The organism is Kitasatospora albolonga, from assembly GCA_002082585.1.
GTDB lineage: Bacteria > Actinomycetota > Actinomycetes > Streptomycetales > Streptomycetaceae > Streptomyces > Streptomyces stephensoniae.
Genome location: CP020563.1, coordinates 8,007,315 through 8,027,788, shown reverse-complemented (window position 1 = coordinate 8,027,788; position 20,474 = coordinate 8,007,315). Strand labels below are relative to the sequence as shown.

General features: G+C 71.9%; 12 protein-coding genes and 3 pseudogenes. 10 read left to right on the top strand and 5 right to left on the bottom strand.

The features are described from left to right. Positions 1 to 182: 182 nt before the first annotated feature. The 3 genes and pseudogenes from B7C62_34900 (at position 183) to B7C62_34890 (ending at position 9,631) form a co-directional block, all read left to right on the top strand. A pseudogene (locus B7C62_34900) lies at positions 183 to 1,238 on the top strand (hypothetical protein). A 43-nt stretch (positions 1,239 to 1,281) separates the two neighbouring features. Next, positions 1,282 to 1,605 (top strand): hypothetical protein, encoded by a 324-nt coding sequence (locus tag B7C62_34895; protein ID ARF76902.1) that lies wholly within the window; start codon positions 1,282 to 1,284, stop codon positions 1,603 to 1,605. Positions 1,606 to 1,624: 19 nt separating this feature from the next. Further along, positions 1,625 to 9,631, top strand: a pseudogene (locus B7C62_34890) (non-ribosomal peptide synthetase). 1,326 nt (positions 9,632 to 10,957) lie between these two features. On the opposite strand, the gene B7C62_34885 reads toward B7C62_34890, so the two are convergent. Next, a complete protein-coding gene (locus B7C62_34885) occupies positions 10,958 to 11,218 on the bottom strand; it encodes a hypothetical protein (protein ARF76901.1) in 261 nt (86 codons plus the stop codon). Between the two features lie 48 nt (positions 11,219 to 11,266). On the opposite strand from B7C62_34885, the pseudogene B7C62_34880 reads away from it, so the two are divergent. Together B7C62_34880 and B7C62_34875 are read left to right on the top strand one after the other, a co-directional pair. Continuing rightward, a pseudogene (locus B7C62_34880) lies at positions 11,267 to 11,398 on the top strand (pyridoxamine 5'-phosphate oxidase). A gap of 114 nt (positions 11,399 to 11,512) precedes the next feature. Further along, positions 11,513 to 11,839 (top strand): antibiotic biosynthesis monooxygenase, encoded by a 327-nt coding sequence (locus B7C62_34875; GenBank protein ARF76900.1) that lies wholly within the window; start codon positions 11,513 to 11,515, stop codon positions 11,837 to 11,839. A gap of 210 nt (positions 11,840 to 12,049) precedes the next feature. Here the strand turns inward: B7C62_34875 and B7C62_34870 are convergent, their stop codons facing one another. From B7C62_34870 to B7C62_34860, 3 genes are all read right to left on the bottom strand, one after another. After that, the gene (locus B7C62_34870) at positions 12,050 to 12,538 is read right to left on the bottom strand and encodes a hypothetical protein (protein ARF76899.1); all 489 of its coding nucleotides are present in this window, start codon (positions 12,536 to 12,538) and stop codon (positions 12,050 to 12,052) included. 30 nt (positions 12,539 to 12,568) lie between these two features. Further along, positions 12,569 to 12,784, bottom strand: coding sequence for a hypothetical protein (locus B7C62_34865; protein ID ARF76898.1), 216 nt, complete (start codon positions 12,782 to 12,784; stop codon positions 12,569 to 12,571). 156 nt (positions 12,785 to 12,940) lie between these two features. After that, positions 12,941 to 13,930: a sporulation protein gene (locus B7C62_34860; protein ARF76897.1), complete on the bottom strand. Its 990-nt coding sequence runs from the start codon at positions 13,928 to 13,930 to the stop codon at positions 12,941 to 12,943. 599 nt (positions 13,931 to 14,529) lie between these two features. Between B7C62_34860 and B7C62_34855 the strand changes: the two genes are divergently transcribed. The 5 genes from B7C62_34855 to B7C62_34835 all read left to right on the top strand — a co-directional run bounded on the left by B7C62_34855 (position 14,530) and on the right by B7C62_34835 (position 18,599). Then, on the top strand, positions 14,530 to 15,867 hold the full coding sequence (locus B7C62_34855) for a hypothetical protein (protein ARF76896.1): 1,338 nt from the start codon (positions 14,530 to 14,532) through the stop codon (positions 15,865 to 15,867). Beyond that, positions 15,864 to 16,880 (top strand): hypothetical protein, encoded by a 1,017-nt coding sequence (locus tag B7C62_34850; protein ARF76895.1) that lies wholly within the window; start codon positions 15,864 to 15,866, stop codon positions 16,878 to 16,880. Before B7C62_34855 ends, B7C62_34850 begins: the two co-directional genes overlap by 4 nt. A gap of 158 nt (positions 16,881 to 17,038) precedes the next feature. Then, positions 17,039 to 17,659, top strand: a complete 621-nt coding sequence (locus tag B7C62_34845) for a threonylcarbamoyl-AMP synthase (protein ID ARF76894.1) — start codon at positions 17,039 to 17,041, stop codon at positions 17,657 to 17,659. A gap of 6 nt (positions 17,660 to 17,665) precedes the next feature. Then, positions 17,666 to 18,283 (top strand): hypothetical protein, encoded by a 618-nt coding sequence (locus tag B7C62_34840; GenBank protein ARF76893.1) that lies wholly within the window; start codon positions 17,666 to 17,668, stop codon positions 18,281 to 18,283. Between the two features lie 91 nt (positions 18,284 to 18,374). After that, positions 18,375 to 18,599 (top strand): hypothetical protein, encoded by a 225-nt coding sequence (locus B7C62_34835; GenBank protein ARF76892.1) that lies wholly within the window; start codon positions 18,375 to 18,377, stop codon positions 18,597 to 18,599. Between the two features lie 90 nt (positions 18,600 to 18,689). On the opposite strand, the gene B7C62_34830 is transcribed toward B7C62_34835, so the two are convergent. Beyond that, positions 18,690 to 20,351 (bottom strand): ABC transporter, encoded by a 1,662-nt coding sequence (locus B7C62_34830; GenBank protein ID ARF76891.1) that lies wholly within the window; start codon positions 20,349 to 20,351, stop codon positions 18,690 to 18,692. Between the last annotated feature and the right edge of the window lie 123 nt (positions 20,352 to 20,474).

Below are 20,474 nucleotides of genomic sequence, written 5' to 3'. Positions count from 1 at the left end.
CTTCGGTGTGACTCTGCCTCGGCGGTGATCCGCGACCACGGGACCGTCGCCGCGCTCGCCGGTCATCTTCTGACCGCTGTCCCGGATCGTTCGCCGTCCGCCCTGGACGCCCCGGAGAGCGAGCGGCGGGCGAGCCGGAACAGCGGTCAGGGCAACCCCGTCGCAGCTGTCATCTCGATGGCGTGCCGGTTCCCCGGCGCCGATACCCCCGAGGCGTTCTGGGACCTGCTCAGCAGCGGACACGACGCCGTCACCCCGTACCGGAAGAGCGGTGGAACGAGCAGGGCGGCGGAGGGAAGCGCTGGCGGCCTGCTCGACGGGTGGACCGGTTCGATGCCGAATACTTCGGCATCGGCGAGGAGGAGGCCCGCGCGCTGGACCCGCAGGCGCGGCTCTTCCTGGAACTCGCGCACGAGGCCCTGGAGCGGGCCGGATACGCCGGCCCGACGGCGCGGGCGCAGGATCGGTGTCTTCGCCGCCGTCGGGGACAGCGGCTACCGGAGCGTCCTGGACCGCGCCCGCGCCGAGGGGGTTCCTGTGCACGGTGCTCTCACCGGGAACCTGCCCAGCCTCATCGCCGCCCGGGTCCCAGAGCTCGACCTCGACGGGCCGGCCCTCGCCGTGGACACCGCCTGCTCGTCGGGGCTGGTGGCCCTGCACCTGGCACGGCGCAGCCTCCTGGACGGCGAGTGCGACCTCGCCGTCGTCGGCGGTGTCAACCTCCACCTCACCTCCACCGGCCACCGGCTGCTGGAGGAGGCGCAGGCTCTCTCCCCCACCGGCCGCAGCCGCGCCTTCAGCGCCCGTGCCGACGGTTTCGTACCCGGCGAGGGCGGCGCCGCCCTCGTCCTGACCCGGCTGGACACCGCCCGCACCACCGGCGACCCGGTACTCGCGGTGGTCCGGGGCACGGCCGTCAACAACGACGGCCGGTCGATGAGCCTCATGGCACCCAACCCGCTGCGGCAGCGCGAGGTCATCACCCGGGCGTACGAGGAAGCCGGTACCGACCCGCCGCGGTCTCCTACGTGGAGGCCACGGCACGGGTACGGCCGTGGGTGACCCGATCGAGCTGCGGTCGCTCGCCCCACGCCTTTCCCGTACGGGCTGATGGCGAGCCCCGGCTGCTCGGTTCGGTGAAGACGAACATCGGCCATCTCCTCAACGCGGCCGCCCTGCCCTCCCTGGTGAAGGTCGTCCTCGCCCTGGGCCACCGCAGGCTCCCCGCATCGCTCCACCACGCACCGCCCGCGCCGGGGCTCGCACCCGCCGGGGTTCTCCGTGGTGACCGAGGCCCGGGAGTGGACCGGTGCCGGGCCGCTCGTGGCGGGCGTCAACGCCTTCGGGTTCGGCGGCACCAACGCACACGCCGTCCTCGAACAGGCCCCGCCCCCCGCCCCCCGCACCCCGTCCGCCGGCCACGGCACCGGGCCCCATCTGCTGACCCTGTCGGCCCGCAGCGCCGCCGGACTCCGGGAGGCGGCAGCACAGCTGGCCGCCCGCCTGGACGAGCACCCGGAGCTCGACGAAGGGGGACGTCTGCCTGAGCGCGAGCACATCCCGCGACGAGGGCCCCCACCGCCTCGCCGTCGTCGCGGACGGTGATCTGCGGGACCGGCTCGGCATGCCTGCCGCACGCATCGAGGGCCTTGCCCCCACCCGGGCACGCCTGGTCTTCCTGTTTCCCGGGCAGGGCGCCCGGTCCCCGGGCCGGGACCGGGCCCTGTACCGTACGGCGCCGGTGTTCCGCGACACCCTGGACGAGGCGTCCGCGCTTGCCGGGCCCGTGAACGGGCGGCCCCTTGTGGACTGGGCCCTGGACCCCGGGACGGACCCCGCCGGCCGGACCATGACGGAGGTGGCGCAGCCTCTGCTCGTCGCTTCCGGGGTCGCCCTCGCCCGGCAGCTGCGGGACTGGGGCGTGGAGCCCGACGCCGTCGCCGGGCACAGCGTCGGGGAGATCACCGCCGCCTGTACCGCCGGGATACTGACCCTGAAGGACGCCGTACGGTTCGCGGCCGAACGCGGCCGCCTGATGGGGACGCTCACCGGGCCCGGCGCCATGCTCGCCGTCCGCGCCGCAGAGAAGCCCGCCGCCGACGCGGTCGCCGACACGGTGGCCGGGGCCGGCGGTGACCTCACCGTGGCCGCGTACAACGGCCCCGGGCTCCAGGTCCTCTCCGGCACCGTCCCCGCCGTCGAACGCGCCGCCCGCGACCTCAGCGCCCGGGGTGTCCCCGTACGCCGCCTGCACGTCTCGCGCGCCTTCCACTCACCGCTCATGCAGCCGGTCGCCGGCCGGCTCGCCGACGCCGCCCGCGCACTCACCCTCCACCCCCCGGCCATCGCGCTGATGAGCACCGTCACCGCACAGTGGCAGCCCGTCCTCAGCCCCGAGTACCTGCGCGGCCACGCCCTGCGGCCCGTGCTGTTCGGGGCCGCCGTGGAGCGCATGGCCGGGGAGGGATTCGACACGTTCGTGGAGATCGGGCACGGGGCGACCCTGTCGGGCGCGGCCCACGCGGCAGCAGCGGCTGCGACCGCGGATACGGATGCGACGGCTTCGGCTGCGGATGCGGCTTCGGCGGCTTCGACTGCGGCTGCGGCTGCGGCTTCGACTGCTGCTGGGGCTGGGGTACGGCGTGCGGGAGGCCCGGACGCCAGTGGCGGCGGGAACACCGGAACCGAAGGCAGCCCCAGCGGCGGCGGCAGTGGTCCGTGCGGGCGGGTAATGGTGATACCCGCCCTGCCGGGAGACTCCGGCGACCGGCCGCTGCGGCACGACGGGCGCGGCGCGCTCCTGGAGACCGCCGGGCGGCTGTGGGCGCGCGGTGTACCGCTGGACCGCACCTCGCTCGACACCGGCCACCAGCGGGTTCCGGTGCCTCCCTACCCCTTCCAGCGGCGGCGGTACTGGGCCGCCGACCCGCCGGTGAACCCGCTGCTCCACCAGGTGCTGTGGGAGGACGCCCCCCTGCCCGAAACCCTGCCGGACGCGGCGCTTTCCGTGCTGCTGACCGGGTCTGACGCCCCGTCGGCCGACCGGCTCGCCGGGGAGCTCTCCGCCGCGGGCCTGCGCCTGCACGCCCCGGGCGACGGGCCGCCGGACGCCGTGGTCCTGGTGGCCGGGCCCGCGCCCGCCCAGGACGACGCCGACACGCTCGGGGCGGCGCAGAATGCCGCACTGGCCGCCTTCGACGAGGCTCTCGCCCTGCTCGATGCGACCCAGGCCGGCCGGCTGGTCGTGCTCACGGAAGACGTCCACACCACGGGCGCCGCCCCCGAACGGCCGCGGCCGGCCCACGCCATGCTGAACGGGCTGCTGCTGGCCCTGCCTCAGGAGACCCCGGGCTGCTCGGCCACCGCCCTCGACCTCTGCTCACTGGACACCCCCGCCCAGCGGCTCGACGCCGTACTCGCCGAACTCCGGGCACACACCGCCCCCGGGCAGGCCACCACCGTCGCCCGGCGTGCGGGCCGCAGACTCGTCCGTGGCACCGTCCCCCTGGCACCGGGCACCGCGGCACCGCCCCCGCTGCCGCCCGACGGGACCTTCCTCATCACCGGAGGCGGCGGCGGAATCGGCGGCGCGCTCGCCCGGGACCTGGCCGCACGCGGCCGCCCCACCCTCGTACTCGCCGGGCGCTCACCCCGGCCCCCCGCCGGACTCCTCGAGGAACTCCGCACGCTCGGCGCAACCGCCCACTACCACACGGCCGACATCACCTCCGAGCAGGACACCGACACACTCCTCTCCCAGCTGCCGCGCCTGGACGCCCTGTTCCACGCGGCCGGAGTGGTACGCCCCGGCACCCTGCGCAACCGGAACACGGACGAGACCGCCCAGGCCCTGGCCGCCAAGACCCGGGGCACCGTGCTGCTCTCCCTCGGGCTGCGACGGCACGGCCTCCACCCCGCGGTCTGCGTGGCGTTCTCCTCGGTCTGCGCCCTGCTCCCCGGCCTGGCGGGCGCCCTGGGCGACTACGCCGGAGCCAACGCCTTCCTCGACGCGTTCGCCGCGTCGCAGCGGCGGGCGGGCAGGCCGTGGCAGTCCGTGAACCTCGCCGCGATCGCCGGGACGGGCATGGCCACCGGTCTCGGCACACGGACGGCGCCGGGCCCCGCCCCCGTACAACGGGCCGGAAGCCTGCCGGTCGCCACCGCACCCGCCCTGGCGGCACTCCGTACGGCCTGCGGGGCCGATACCGCACAGGTACTGCTCGCCGATCTGACACCCCCGGCCCCCCACCCGCCCTCACCCCCGCACACGCCCTCACCCCCGCACACGCCGTCTGCCCCGCACAGGCCGTCGTCCTTGAACGAGCCGTCGTCCGCGCCGTTGAGCAGCCCGGCGCCCGCCACGGAGCGGATACCCGGCAGCGGCACCCGTACGGAAACGGGTACCGGCACCGCCGCCCTGCTGCGCCGGCTCCTGGCCGGTGCGCTGCGGCTGCCGCCCGCCCAGATCCCCGACGACGAGCCGTTCCTCACCCTGGGACTCGACTCACTCGCCGCCGTCGACCTCGTACGGCAGCTCGAACGCGAACTGGGCACCGCGCTGCCCGCCACACTCTTCTTCGAGTACCGGACCGTCCGCGAACTCGCCGCACACCTCGACACCCCCACCGACCCCCCACCAACACCCCCGGTGCCCCCAGTAGCCCTGGCGGCCCCCTCCCCCGTCGCGGACGGCGTACCGTTCCCGCTCACCCCCGTCCAACTGGCCCTCCACACCAGCAGCCGGCTCCACCCCGGCCTCCCGGCCCACGGCTACGTCCGCCAGACCGTCCAGGGCCCCCTGGACACCGGACTCCTCGAACACGCACTCACCGCGCTCGCCGACCGGCACACCATGCTCCGCCTCCGCATCCACAACAGCAGCAACGACAACAGCACAGCAGGCCCTCAGCAGCACATCGCACCGCCCACAGCACTGTCCGCCTGGTACGAGGCACGGGAGTGCCACGGCCGGATCGAGGACCTCGAAACCGCCCTGCGCAACCGGCCCTTCGACCTGGCCGCCGAACCCCCCGTACGCGCACTCCTCGCCCGGGAAAGCCCGGACCTGGCCCATCTCGTGCTGGTGATCCACCACGCCGCCGGGGACGGCTACAGCCTCAACGTCCTCGCCCAGGAGCTCTGGGCCCTCTACACCGCTCTCACCCACGGGCAGCCCCTCCAAAAGGAAGAGGGCGGGGGCAAAAAGGAGGGAGGGGGCGCGCCGCCACTGCCCGCCCTCGCCGCCGACTTCGCCCGGTACGCGGCCGCGGCCGCCCAGGAGCGCTCCTCCACGACGGGCTCCACCGCCCTCGCCGCCGACCTGCGGTACTGGTCACACCGGCTGACCGGCCGGGACGGAACACTGCAACTGCCCTACGACAGCGACCCCGCCACCCTCCCCGCGGCTCCCCTGACCGCCCACCAGAGCGCCCTCACCCCGGCACTCACCACCCTGCTGGAAGAACGCGCCGCCGCCCACGGAGTCAGCCTGTTCCACCTCCTGCTCGCCACCCAGATACGCTGCCTGGCCCGCTGGAGCGGACAGCGCGGGATCACCGTCAACGTCGCCCGCGCCCGGCGCGAGGGACGGCTACCGGGCCTGGACCGGCTCGTCGGGCCACTGGCCGACACCCTCCCCCTCCTCTGCGAGACCGACCCGGACGAACCGGTATGGGCCCTGGCCGAACGGGTCGGGCGGATCTGGCTGGAGAACGAGCAGCACGCAACACCCACCAGCCTCGACCTGGCCCGGCTGCTGCCCCCGGGCCGACCGGGCACAGGGCTGCGGACAGCGAGCCCGGCCGGTTTCAGCTTCGCCCGCTTCCCCGCCACCCTCGACGAACACTGCCCGGTGACCGTACGGCCGACCGCAGCCGGAACCGGAACCCCCACAACCCGCCTCAGCCTGCTGTGCTGGCAGGACGGCACAACCCTGCGCCTCTCCTGGAACTACCCCGCCCGCCTCTTCGACCCGGCAACAGTGGCCCGCCTGGACCGCGACTTCCACAACGAACTGAGCACCCTCACCCCAGGAACCACCCCTGCCCCTGCCCAGGGAACCACCATCGTGGAACGGCTCCTCGCCCGGTTCCGTGCCACCCCCGACGCGGTCGCCGTCGACACCGGCACCAGCACCAGCACGGGGACGGGGACGGGGACGGGCATCGGGACAGGCACCGGCACGGGAACGGGAACCGGAACGGGAACCGGAACGGGAACCGAAACGGGAACCGGAACGGGAACCGGAACGGGAACCGAAACGGGAACCGGAACGGGAACCGGAACGGGAACCGGAACGGGAACCGGAACGGGAACCGGAACGGGAACCGGAACGGGGACAGGCACTTTGACGTACGGGGAACTCGACCGCGCCTCCCGCACACTGGCGGCCCGGCTCCTGGCCACCGGCGTCACCCCGGGAAGCCTCGTCGGACTCCTCACCGAACCCGGCCCCGACACCGTCGTCTCGGTCGTCGCCGTCCTGCGCACAGGCGCGGGCTGGGTACCGCTCGACCCCAGCCACCCGCCCGCACGCCTCACCGACCAGCTCACCCGCTCAGGCACCCGCACCGTCCTCTGCCACGCGGCCACCCGGGCGACGGGCGAAACCCTCGGCGACATCACCCTGATCTCCGCCGACACACCCGAGCCCGCCCCGCAGCAGACGGACGGCCCCGAAAAAGCCACCGCCCCGGACCGCCCCGCCGACCCGGACTCACTCGCCTACGTCATCTTCACCTCCGGGTCCACCGGCCGCCCCAAAGCCGTCCCGATCACCTACCGCTCGATGGAGAACTACCTCAACTGGGCCATCAGCACCTTCGGTTACAACGAGCACGACCGCCTCGCCCAGACCGCATCCCTCTGCTTCGACGCCTCCGTACGCCAGCTCCTCGCCCCCCTGCTCACCGGCGCGACCGTGGTCACCGTGGACCGGGACCTCCTGCGCGACCCCGAACTCCTCCTGACACACGTCGAACGCACCCGGATCACCGTGTGGAGCTCCGTACCCACCCTCTGGGAACAGCTCCTCACCGCCTCCGAGGAACGGGTCCGCTCCGGCGCACCCCGCCCCGACCTGTCGGCGCTGAGATGGCTCCACGTCGGCGGCGAGACCCTCTCACCCGCCCACGTACGCCGCTGGTTCGACCTCTTCGGCAGCAGCCAGCACATCGCCAACCTCTACGGCCCCACCGAAGCGACCATCAACACGACCTGCCACATCATCCGCACCCGCCCCGGCGACCACGTACGGCACCTGCCCATCGGCCGCCCCGTCTCCGGTACGGAGGTCGAGGTCGTCGGCCCCGACGGGGAGACCCGGCGGCCCGGCGAACCCGGCGAGCTCCTCATCACCGGGACCGGGCTGACCCCCGGCTACCTCGGCGAACCGGCCCTGACCGAAGCCGCGTTCACAACCCGGCGGGGCAAACGCTGGTACCGCAGCGGCGACCGGGTACGGATGTCCGAGGACGGCACCCTGGACTTCCTCGGACGCCTGGACGACCAGGTGAAAGTCCGGGGCAACCGGGTCGAGCCCGGCGAGATCGAAGCGGTGCTCCAGACCCACCCCGACATCACCCAGGCCGTCGTCCTCCTCCACGGCAAACGCCTCACCGCCTTCGTCACCCCCCGGCCCGGAACCCCCGGCCCGGACCCCATGGCACTCCGCCTCCACCTCGCCCAGGCACTGCCGCCGTACATGCTCCCCTCCCGCATCACCACCCTGGACAAAATGCCCCTCACCGGCACAGGCAAGATCGACCGCCGCCAACTGCCCTCGCTCCACACGGACACGCCACCGGAAAACAGACACAAACACGAACACGAAACGGCGCACGAAACGGCGCACGAAACGGTGCACGAAGCAGCGCACGAAGCAGCGCAGGAACAGCAGACGGCGGGGAAAGAGGAAGCGGCGGCAAAGCCCGGCAACACCCCCCGCACACCGCCCGTGACACCGACCGAAATCCGGCTGGCCCGCATCTGGTCCGCACTGCTCCAGACCGACGACATATGCCGCGAGGACGACTTCTTCACCCTGGGCGGCGACTCCCTGCTCGTCCTCGAAGTATTCGCCCAACTGGAAAAGCAGCAGGGCGGGGTGCTCCCCCGGCCCACCGTCATCTACCACAACCGCACCCTCACCTCCCTCGCCGCCACCCTGGACACCACCACAGCAGCAGACACCACCACCGCAGGCGCAGGCGCAGCGCAGCCCCCGGTACGGAAAACAGACAGAGAGCCCCCGGCACAGAAACCCGGCACGACCCCGGCAGCAACGGACGACCAAGCCCGGACCAGGGGCGGGGCCGGGGCCGGGGGCGGGCCCACGCCCTTCCCGCTCACACCCACCCAGCAGGGCTTCCTGCTGGCCGAGGCCATCGCACCGGGCACAACATCGTCCTGGATCACCCGGCTGCGCCTGCACGGCCCCCTCGACACCACCCGCTTCCAGAGCACCGTCGACACCCTCGTGGCCCGGCACCCCATGCTGCGCACCGTCTTCCCCGCCGGAACACGACCGGCCATCCAGCAGGAACTCCCGCCCTCCCTGCGCCTGCCCGTCGACTTCGAGACCCTCACCGACCCCCACGACGTGGAAACCCGGGTCGCCGCCGAACGCACACGCCGCTTCGAACCCTGGGCCTGGCCACTGCTGCGCCTGCGCGTACTCACCCTCACCCCCGACGAACACGTCCTCCTGGTCCACGCCCACCACATCATCGGCGACGGATACAGCGCGGCACTCCTGATCCGCGAACTGACAACCACGTACGACGCCCTGTCCCGGGGCGAGGACCCTGCCCTGCCCCCACTGCGCGGCACCTTCCGCGACCACGCCACCCACCTCCCCGCACGAAACGGCTCGGCCACCTCAACAGGCCCCGAAACAGGCACTGTTACAGCGCAGCAGCCGGGCAGCGAGGACCGGTGGACACGGCTGAACGCGCCCTACCACCTGCCCGTACTGGGCAAGGAAGCCAAAAACAGCAGCCGGAAGACAACGGGCCCCCACACCCCCTTCCACACACACGGGTTCACGATCGGCACCGGCCAGGTGACAAAGCTCCGCGACCTCGCCTCCCGCAACAGCACCTCCCTCCACACCCCCGTACTCACCGCGTACTACCGGGCACTCGCCACAACGACCGGGCAGAGCGACCTGATACTCGGCCTCGCCGTCAGCGGCCGGAACCCCTCCCTGCCCGACGCACACCGGGTATTCGGCCCCTACGCCACCGCCGTACCCCTGCGCCCGGCCGGCCCGGAGTCCGGGCGGCCCCCCACCGCGGGCTTCGAGAACGACCTGCGGCACATCGCCGCCGAGGCCACCGCAGCACAGATCCACGACGGCCCCGTGCCGGCCCTGCCCCACGGACTGCCCCTGACCTCACAGTTCTTCTTCACCTACCTCGACTTCACCGCCCTGGAACCACAGAGCGGACAGACACTGACCATCACCCAGGACAACAGCGACAGCGAGTACACACCGCCTCCGGTCGGCACGGACGTATTCCTGGCCGCCGCCCTGGACTCCGGACGACTGCGGCTCACCTTCCGCGCATCGGCCACAGCACTCACCCCGCAAGACCTCGCCACCCTCGCAGACGCGGTACGCGACGACCTGAACCACGCCGCAGACACACCCCCACCAGCCACACCCACCCAGACCGCCGCACCAGCCCTGAAACAGCCCCCGGCCACCCCCACCCCGACCACCCCCGCCGGACAGGGACCGGCCGGACAAGTCCCCACCGGACAGGTCACGGAACAGCGGAGCACCGGGAACCGGACCGCACCGCGACCAGGACCAGGGCCAAGGCCGAGCCCGAGGCCGGGACCGGGGCAGGGACCGGGGCAGGGGCAGGGGCAGGGCATAGCCCGGCAGGAACAGCCCATGGACGCAGCCCTCATCGGCTACCTGCCCTCCCCCGCCCACCTCGCCCACCTCGCACAGCTCCCCGAAACGGCACTCCCCCGCGAAGAACTGCGGACCCTGCTCTTCCCCGACGGACACCCACGGCTCCTGGAAACCCTCAGCACACCACTGGGGCGTTCCGGCTTCGTATGCATACCGCTCTTCGCCGACGAACTCGCCCCCGGCGAAACCCTCCTACGACACACCGTCCACGGCGTGGACCTCGCCTCGTCCCTCGGCGCCCGGACCGTCTCCCTCGCCGGCATGATCCCCTCACACACCAACTACGGATTCGACGTCCTACGCGCCACCACCACCGCAGCCGTCACCACCGGCCACGCCACAACCGTCGTCTCCGTCGTCAAAACCGTCCACGCCGCACTCGACGCCACCGGACAACAACTCGGCGACCTCACCGTCGCCTTCGTAGGACTCGGCTCAATCGGCTCCTCCTCCCTGGAACTACTGCTCAGCCAGGCCCCCACCCCACCCGCCCGGCTCCTGCTCTGCGACCTGCCCGGCAGCCGGCCACGCCTCAACCAACTCGCCGAACACCTCCGCCAACACGGCCTCGCCAACACCATCGACATACTCGAATCAGACCGGGAACTCCCCGATACCGTCTACAAAGCCCGGCTGATCGTCACAGCAGTCAGCGGCGACGCCACACTCCTCGACATCGACCGCCTCCACCCCGGCACAACCGTCATCGACGACTCCTTCCCCCACTGCTTCGACACCACACGCGCCATCACCCGGATGACCCGCACCAAAGACGTCCTCATCGCCGGCGGCGGACTACTGCACATCGGCCCCGTCCAACGCCACCTCGCCCAAGGACTCCCACCCGCCGCCATCACGGGCTACCTCACACAACCCCAACTCCCCAACACCATCGCCTCCTGCAGACTCGAATCACTCCTCCACGCCTCCACAACAGACCTACCACTCGTCCACGGCACCGTCACCACACCCACCGCCCAGACCTACTGGCACACAACCCAAACCACCAAAACACACGCCGCACCACTCCACCTACACACCCACACCATCAACCCCAACACAAACCAACACACAACCCCGGGTGGGCACCAGGGTGCCGTCCACGATGAGCACGATGTCCTTGGCGAACCGCTGGCGGGGCTGGAGAGCGAGCATCGGTCCGAGGCGATCGATGATCCGGCCCACCGCCGACTTCGACACCCCTGACAACAGCACCGTCGTACCGCCGGACGTCCACAGCCCCGCAGACAGGCGACGTACGACGATGTCACCGTCCGGGCAGCCGCCAATCACAAAGTGCGGCAACCTGGGCGCAGGACATCCCGCGATGGAGGAGTATCTGTGGCTCTCACCCACGACGAGCGTGAACAGTTCCTGGCCGAACCCCATGTCGCCGCGCTGGCCGTGGACTCGGCGGAGGAGGGGCGCGCCCCGCTCACCGTGCCGATCTGGTACCAGTACGCGCCCGGAGGAGCGGCATGGAAGTGACCGTGGTTCGGCAAGGCCATCGGGATGCGCAGGGGCACCCCGGCCGACAACCCCTCCCCAAAGAGCAGACCCCCCGAAGGCATGCGGCAGGATGAACGCATGAGCGTAGTCAAGATCAATGTGCTGACCGTCCCCCAGGAACAACGCGAAACGCTCGAGAAGCGCTTCGCCTCCCGGGCCCACGCCGTCGAGGGCTCCGACGGATTCGAGTGGTTCGAGCTCCTCCGCCCCGTCGAGGGCACGGACAACTACCTCGTCTACACGCGCTGGCGTGACGAGGCGTCCTTCCAGGCGTGGATGGAGGGGCCGATGAAGGCATCCCACCAGGGCGGCGACAGCGGTGGGGAGCGGCCCAAGTCGGCTGCCAGCGGGTCCACCGTCTGGTCTTTCGAAGTCGTGCAGCAAGCGGGGCCGACCGGCGCTTAGGGGAGGTGTCGTGCGAGGGCGGCCGGTTTCGGTGCCGCCTCTGTGGCCCCGCAGAAGCCCGCAGAGCGACGCACAGCCTTAGGTGACGCGGCCGGAACCCGTTCGCCCACCCGCACGTCAGCCCGGCAGTCGTTGTCTGCCGGGCTGACGTGTTCTCGCATGTGCCGGTCGGAGGAAGAGGCGCTGCGTACCGCGCCTCGGTGGGCCCGCCTACCGTGCGGGGGCCTCGGTTTCGGCCTCCGCTATCCATGCCTCCAGCTGTTCCCGGGTCGTACCGGGGTCGGCGACCAGCACGCCCAGGTCGTCGCCCTCGACGACGGTGGTGGCCAGGGCCGGGCACCGGCGGCACCCGTCCACACCTATCTGCACCCACCATTTGCAGTGGGTTCGCAGATGGCACCGCGGCACGCTCCGGTTCTCGTCCGTCGGCGTCGCCGCCACCCGCTCCACCAGGGTGCAGTCATTGCCCCTGCGGTGCAGACAGTTGCTGACGCAGTGGGACGCGAAGCGCAGCACCCGGGTCGGCTCGACGTCCTTCGGGATGACCGGGAGGACATCTCTGGCCGGCACGGGGTCGGCGAGGTACACGACCTCTCCGCCCTGCCCGGAGCGCACGCCTAGTACCACCGACTCCGGCGCGTCGGCCTTTCCGCTCGGGCACCATGTTCTGCTTGTCTCGGAACGGTCCGCGGTGCTCATCTCTACCTCCTCGTCAGTCCGGTGGGACTGCTACACGATCTGGCCGGCGCAGACCGGAAGGCAGGCCGCCGCCGTGCGCTCCTGCCCGATCGCCTTGGCGAGGTGCGTCTGCAGCTGCGCCGAGGCGATCTGCTGGGGCTTGGGCGACGGCTGTGCGGCCGCGGTACCCGCTCCGCCGAGAACGAGTGCGGCAGCCGCGACGGCTGCCGCGGTGCCCCCGACAGTGGGGCGACTCGTGTGCTTCATGGTGAAACCTCCTGGATCGGCTTGTACGAAAGGGGCGTACCGGCACGCTAGGACGTCTCGGATACCTTCACCGGCAGTTCGGGCGGTAGTTCGGGCGGCGGGTTCTGGGGCAGCCCTGGGAAGGGGCCTTCGTGCCGCGCGGGGCCGTGCCGGGGGTCACCCCTCCTCGTCGCCCTCCCCGTCCTCATCGCCCTCGAAGGCGTCGCCGATCTCGTCGATCACTTCGGCCGCGACCATCCCGCCGACCACACCGACCGCCACCCCTGCCGCGACTCCGGCCACCACCGCTCCGGTGCCGGGGCCCGAGCGGCGGTGTCCGTCGTCGTGGTGGTGGCCGCCGCCCTGTGCGTACGGGTACGGCGCCGCGTGGGCCGTGTGGGCGCCGATCACCTGTTGCAGCCAGGCGTCGACCTCGGCGTTGCGGTCGGGCTGCGGCACGGTGTGGAGCGAGGTCGTGAAGCGGTGCACCGTGTCGTGGCTCTCCGAGTGGAGCCCGGCCCTCTTGTCGGCCTCGATCACGACCTCCAGGCCGGCCGGTGAGGCGAGGAACGTCACCTCGATCTCGTTCACGGCGTGGGCCTGACCGGCGGGCGGCACGATCTCGATCTCCTGGTAGCAGGGGAGCTGCTGGCCGGTCCCCCGGATGTGGCCGAGCTCCAGATCGGCCGACTTGAAGCCGTAGCCGAGCTGTCCGAATGCCTCCAGGATCGCTTCCTGGGCCGGCAGCGGGGCCACCGCGAGCGCGTCGAGGTCGCCCTTGTCCCGGGCTCCGGCCACCTCCAGCTCCGTCCTGATTCCGAGCACGGGGCCGAGGGGCTGGCCGTGGAGCTCGGTGACCGGGGTCTCCCAGGGCAGGGTGACGGTGAACGGTACGACGTGTTCGGCGCCTTCCGTGAGGCGGAATCCGCCGCCGACGGTGAACCGTTCGAGGACGACCGTGCCCTCCTGCTCCTCGTCATGGCCCTCCATCTCGACGCGGGCGACCAGGAGGAGGGAGATCCGTTCGACCGTCACGTCGCTGCCGCCGCCGCTCAGGCGGACCTCGCCGGAGAGCGGGCCGCCCGGAAGGGCGGGGCCCGGTCGCAGAACGGTGTCGACCGAGGGGCCGCCTACGCCGAGGGCTCCGAGCAACTTCTTGAACACCATGTCCGGCGTCCACTCCTTCTCTGGATGGGTGGGAGAATTCTCTGGTCATATGGGATCGAGGGGGTGTGTGCGGGTGTACGCGGGGTGCGTGGGCGGTCAGGAGAGAAATGGTTCGAAAGCCCGGTCCACATTGACCGGAATCCATCACCTCCCGGCGTGGATCACCCTCGCCGGGCACGCCCGGCGGGTATCGCCCGGCCACGACGCTCGAGAGCGTCCATGCCGTGTGTGCCAGCCGGTCCGGTGCTCTCCACCGGCGCCTCCCGTCGTTCGTGCCGCGCCTCGCCCGGCAAACTGCCCGGAGAGGGGGAGCGGTTCCCGGAGCCGGTCCGTATACGTGCGGTTCCGGCCACGTGGATCAGCCCGCCGGGACGGAAGGCTCCTGTTCGGGGCCCTGTCCGGCGGACACGCGCTGTGATGCGCACCACTCCCCATTGCTTTGCGGTCCCTTTACTATCAACAGGGCGGGTTTCGCCCGCCCCTCAACGTCGAGCCCGACGACCCGAACAGAGAAGGAGCTGCGGTACCGCAATGGGTGAGCCTCCCAGTACGAACCGTGTCATCCCTGCCCCGGCACACCAGGGGACGGAGGTGACACGGTGAGCGAAGTGCTCCTGCTCCTTCTCGCCCTCGGGCTGACTCTGGCGTGCGCGGTGTTCGTCGCGGCAGAGTTCTCGCTCACCACCATCGAGCGCGGCGAACTCGAACGCGCCGCGCAGGCCGGTGAGCGCGGTGCCGAGAGCGCGCTCAAGGCCGCCAAGCGGCTGACGTTCCAGCTCTCCGGCGCCCAGCTCGGCATCACCGTGACCTCCCTGGTCATCGGCATGCTCGCCGAGCCGTCCATCGCCGTGCTCCTGCGCGGCCCCCTTGAGTCGGCCGGTCTGCCGGGGGGTGCCGTGTCCACGGTCGCCACCCTGCTCGGTGTGGCGCTGTCCACCGTCGTCCTCATGGTGATCGGTGAGCTCGTCCCGAAGAACTGGGCGATCTCCAGTCCGCTCGCCGTCGCCAAGGTGGTGTCGGGCCCGCAGCGCGCGTTCACGGCCTGTTTCGCCCCGTTGATCCGCCATCTGAACAACACGGCCAACCGTGCCGTGCGCCGGTTCGGCCTGGAGCCGGCCGAGGAGCTGGCTTCGGCCCGTACGCCGCAGGAGCTGATCGCTCTCGCCCAGCACTCGGCCCGTCAGGGCGCCATCGAGCAGGACTCCGCGGAGCTCTTCGTCCGCACCCTGCACCTGGCCGAGCTGTCCGCCGAGAACGTGATGACGCCCCGTGTGGACGTACGGGCCCTGGAGGCCCACGCCACCGCGGCCGACGCCGCCAACCTGACGCTGGCGACCGGGCTGTCCCGGTTCCCGGTCTACCGCGACAGCCTGGACCAGGTCATCGGTACGGTCCACATCCGCGATGTCCTGGCCCTGGACGAGGCCGAGCGCGCCCGGACCCCGGTCACGGCCCTGGCGACCGAGCCCCTTCTCGTACCGGACTCACTGCCGGTGGACCGGTTGCTGGCGCAGATGCGGCGGCACCGGACGATGGCGGTCGTCATCGACGAGTACGGCGGTACTGCGGGCGTCGCCACGGTGGAGGACATCGTGGAGGAGGTCGTCGGTGAGGTCCGGGACGAGCACGACCCGCACGAGCGCCCCGACCTGGCACCGGCCGAGCCGCTCGGCGACGGCCGCCGGGTCTGGGAGGCCGAGGGCAGCATCCGGCTGGACCAGCTCGACCGGATCGGTTTCTCCGCGCCGGAAGGCCCGTACGAGACGCTCGCCGGTCTCCTCGCCAACCAGCTGGCCCGCATCCCGGTCCGCACGGACCGGGTGGAGGTCGACGGCTGGCAGTTCGACGTGCTCGACATCGAGCACCACCGTGCCGACCGGGTGCGTGTCACGGCGCCCGCACCGGCCCTGAGCCTCGTGGAGGAGGACGCCCGATGACCACCGTTCAGCTTCTCATCGGCGCGCTCACGCTCCTCACGAACGCGTTCTTCGTCGGCGCCGAGTTCGCCCTGATCTCCGTGCGCCGCAGCCAGATCGAACCGCAGGCCATACAGGGCAGCAGGCGCGCCAAGAGCACGCTGTGGGGCCTGGAGAATCTGTCGGCCGCCATGGCCACGGCCCAGCTCGGCATCACCATCTCCTCCCTGGTGCTGGGTGCCGTCGCCGAGCCGGCCATCGCGCACCTGCTGGAGCCGCCGTTCGACGCGATCGGGGTGCCCGGCCCGCTGGTCCACCCGATCGCCTTCGTCATCGCGCTGACCCTGGCGACCTATCTCCACATGCTCATCGGCGAGATGATCCCGAAGAACATCGCGCTCGCCGCGCCTACGGCGACGGCCCTGGCGCTGGGTCCGGCCCTGGTCGCCCTCACCCGGGCGCTGCGACCGGTCATCTTCGGTATCAACGCGTTCGCGAACATGCTGCTGCGGCTGCTGAAGGTCGACCCCAAGGACGAGGTCTCCTCGGTCTTCACCGACGACGAGCTGGTCCGTCTGGTGAAGGACTCCAGCGATGCCGGTCTGCTCGCCCCGGCCGACGGCGAGCGGCTGCGGGACGCCCTGGAGCTGGGCACCCGGCCGGTCGGTGAGGTGATGGTCCCGCTGAACCGGACCGTCACCGTCGACCTCGGCATCACCGCCCAGCAGCTGGAGCGGGCGGCGGTCGCCTCGGGCTTCTCCCGGCTGCCGGTGACCGGGCCGGACGACGGGGTGCTGGGGTATCTGCACATCAAGGACGCCCTCGGGGTCGCGGAGCGCACCAAGCCGCTGCCCACGAGCGCGATCCACCCCGTCATCCGGGTCGAGATCGACACCCCGCTCGACGACACCCTCACGGCGATGCGCGCCGCCGGTACGCACCTCGCCGCCGTCGCCGGGGGCAAGGGCACGGTCATCGGCTTCGTGACGATGGAGGACGTCCTGGAGGAGCTGGTCGGGTCCGCCACGGTCTGACCGCGCGGAATCCGAGGGAGCCCCGTAGGAAAGCCGTACGGAGGTGAGCGGGAAGGCGGTCCGGTGTGTGCCGGGCCGCCTTTCCGCCTCGTCGCCTCCACCGGCCTCGTCGCCTCCACCGGCCGGACGGGCCGACGGGAAACACGTAAGCTCGGCGGATGGCCAAGTACTTCGACGTGCACCCCGAGAATCCCCAGCCGCGCACCATCGGCACGGTGGTCGACAGCATCCGTTCCGGTGCGCTCGTCGCGTATCCGACCGACTCCTGTTACGCGCTGGGCTGTCAGCTGGGCAACCGCGACGGCATCGCCCGTATCCGGACGATCCGCAACCTCGACGACCGCCACCACTTCACGCTCGTGTGCCACGACTTCGCGCAGCTGGCGCAGTTCGTCCGCGTCGACAACGACGTGTTCCGGGCGGTCAAGGCGGCCACGCCCGGGAGTTACACCTTCATCCTCCCGGCGACGAAGGAGGTGCCGCGCCAGCTGCTGCACCCGAAGAAGAAGACGGTCGGGGTCCGCATCCCCGACCATGCCGTCACCCAGGCGCTGGTGACCGAGCTCGGCGAGCCCCTGCTCTCCAGCACCCTTCTCCTGCCGGACGAGGAGGAGCCGCTGACGCAGGGCTGGGAGATCAAGGAACGGCTCGACCACGAGGTGGACGCCGTGATCGACTCGGGTGACTGCGGCACCTCGCCCACCACGGTCATCGACTTCTCCGGTGACGAACCGGAGATCGTGCGCCGGGGCGCCGGTGACCCGTCGCGCTTCGAGTAGGCGGCCGTGGCGGGCGAACGGCTCCGGTTCGACGGCTGGATCGCCGGTGTGGGGACGTCGTCGGGGACCCGGCTGGTGGTGGGGCACTGGCCCCGGTCACCGTTCGGCGCGTTCAGCGATGTGATGGTGCAGCGGCCCGGCGGTGAGCGGGTACTGCTGGCGCCCTCGCGGCGGGTCGCGGAGTTCGTCTCCGCCACGTACCACTTCGAACGGATCGACGTGGTGCCCGTCGCCGTGACCGTCTCCGGGGCCGAGTGGCACGTGGAGGCGGGCGGGCTGGACCTGTGGATGCGGACCGGCCGGAGGTCCGCCCTGGGGCTGGCCCTGTCCGCCGTGCCCGCCCCGCTCGCCCGGAGCCGTACCTGGGCGGCGCTGTGCGACGTACCGGCCCGGCTGATGCCCGGCGTACGCACGCTGGGCAGCGCGGGGTCGGGGCGGCGCGAGTGGTACGGGGCGCGGGGGCTGTGGTCCGTACGGGAGGCGCGGGCGGTGCTGGACGGGACGAGCCTCGGTGGGCTCGCCCCGCTCGATCCCCCGGTGGACTTCGGCTTCGGTTCCGCGCCGCGCAGGCCCTCGCTGGTCCGCGTCACAACAACGGTGGAACTCACGGCGACGGCACGATGAGCCCCTCCGGCGGCCTGTGCGGGGGGCGCGGGCGCCGCAGGCGGGTCCGGGCGGGGATGCGGGTCCGGCGGGCCCGGCGCAGGGTGGAGCCATGGCTACTCCCCCGATCGTCATCCACCGGCCGACCCCCTCGGGCGGCCGCCGGGTGACCGTGCACTACGAAGGCCGGGACGAGATACTCGGGCTGGCCCACAGCGATCACGACGTCATCGTGTTCCTGAGCGGGGCGGGCCTGGAGGACCCCGACCGGATACTCGACAACGCGGTCTGGGTGGAATGGCGCGGTGGGCGGGCCCACCGCTACGAAGCGGCCTGACCGGGCCCGGGCGGTTGCCCCCACTCCCGCACCCCGGCCCACGTCCAGGACTCGTCGTCTTCGTCTTCGCGGTCGGCCGGATCAGTGCGGTCAGTCGGTGTCCGATGCGCCCAGCAGCTCGCGCACCTCCTCCGCGCTCGTCTCGTGGAGCCCGTCCGAGAGCATGATCCAGCGGGTGATCCCGATCGCGTCCAGGAACGCCAGGTCGTGGCTGGCGACGAGGAGCGCTCCCTCGTAGGACGTCAGGGCGCCGGTCAGCTGCCGGACGCTGGCCGTGTCCAGATTGTTGGTCGGCTCGTCGAGCATCAGCAGCTGGGGGGCGGGAGCGGCGAGCATGGTCGCCGCGAGGGCGGCACGGAACCGCTCCCCTCCGGAGAGGGTCCCCGCAGGCTGTTCCGCCCGCGCTCCCTTGAAGAGGAACCGTGCGAGCTGGGAGCGGATCTGGTTGTCGGTGAGGCCGGGGGCGGCGCGGGCGACGTTCTCGGCGATGCTCAGCCCGTCGTCGAGCACGTCCAGGCGCTGCGGCAGGAAGCGCAGCGGGACGGAGACGGTGGCCTCGCCCGCCGACGGCTCCAGCTCGCCGGTGAGGGTGCGCAGCAGGGTCGTCTTCCCCGCCCCGTTGCGGCCGACCAGGGCGATGCGCTCCGGTCCGTGCACATGGAGGCTGCCCTCGCGCAGTTCCCCGAAGGGCAGGCTCAGCCCGTCCAGGGTCAGCACCGTGCGGCCCGCGGGTACGGCGGTGTGGGGCAGGTCCACGCGGATCTCGGCGTCCCGGCGGATCGCCTCGGCCGCCTCCTCCCGCCGTTCGCGGGCCTCGTCGAGCCGGTCCTCGTGCAGTACCCGCAGCCGGTCGCCGGACTCCTGGGCGTTGCGCTTGCGTTCGCCCGCGACGATGCGCGGGGCCCGCCGCCGGTCGTTCAGCTTCTTGTCGTGGCGCTGTCGGCGGGCCACCTTGATCCGGGCCTCCTCCAGCTCGCGCTGCTGGCGCCGTACGTCGGCCTCGGCGGAGCGCAGCATCCGGCCGGCCGCCTCCTGCTGGGTGGCGAGAGCCTCCTGGTAGTCGGACCAGCCGCCGCCGTACCAGCTGACGGAGCCCGAGCGCAGTTCCGCGATCCGGTCGACCCGTTCCAGGAGCTCTTGGTCGTGGCTGACGACGACGAGGATGCCCGTACGCCAGGAGTCCACGGCCTCGTAGAGCCGACGGCGGGCGAACAGGTCCAGGTTGTTGGTCGGTTCGTCGAGGAGCAGGACGTCGGGGCGCTCCAGCAGCAGGGCGGCCAGACACAGCAGGACGGTCTCGCCGCCGGACAGCCGGCCGACGGTGCGGTCCAGGTCGATGGAGCCGAGTCCGAGCGAGCCGAGGGTGGCCAGGGCGCGCTCCTCGACGTCCCAGTCGTCCCCGACGGTCTCGAAGTGTTCTTCTTTTACGTCTCCGGATTCGATGGCGCGCAGGGCGGCGCGCCGCCCTGCGATGCCCAGGGCCGCGTCGACCCTGAGGTCCGTGTCGAGGGTGATGTCCTGGGGAAGGTGGGCGAGGCTGCCGCCGACGGTGACGGAGCCCTGGGAGGGGCGCAGCCGTCCGGCGAGCAGGTGGAGCAGGGTGGACTTGCCGGTGCCGTTGGCGCCGACCAGTCCGGTACAGCCCCGGGGGACGGTGAGGGAGAGCCCGTCGAGGACGGTGGTGCCGTCGGGCCAGTGGAAGGTCAGGCCGGAACAGGCGGCGGAAGCGCTGGGCGCGGTGGGATGGCTCATGTGGGTTCTCGCAGTCGAAGGCGCTGGGAAGGGGGGCTTCGTATGCGAGCAGCACGCGGCGACCGGGCCGGGGAAACCGGAGGGTGGGGGTGAGAGGTCCTGCGGGAGGGCGGGACGGCTCAG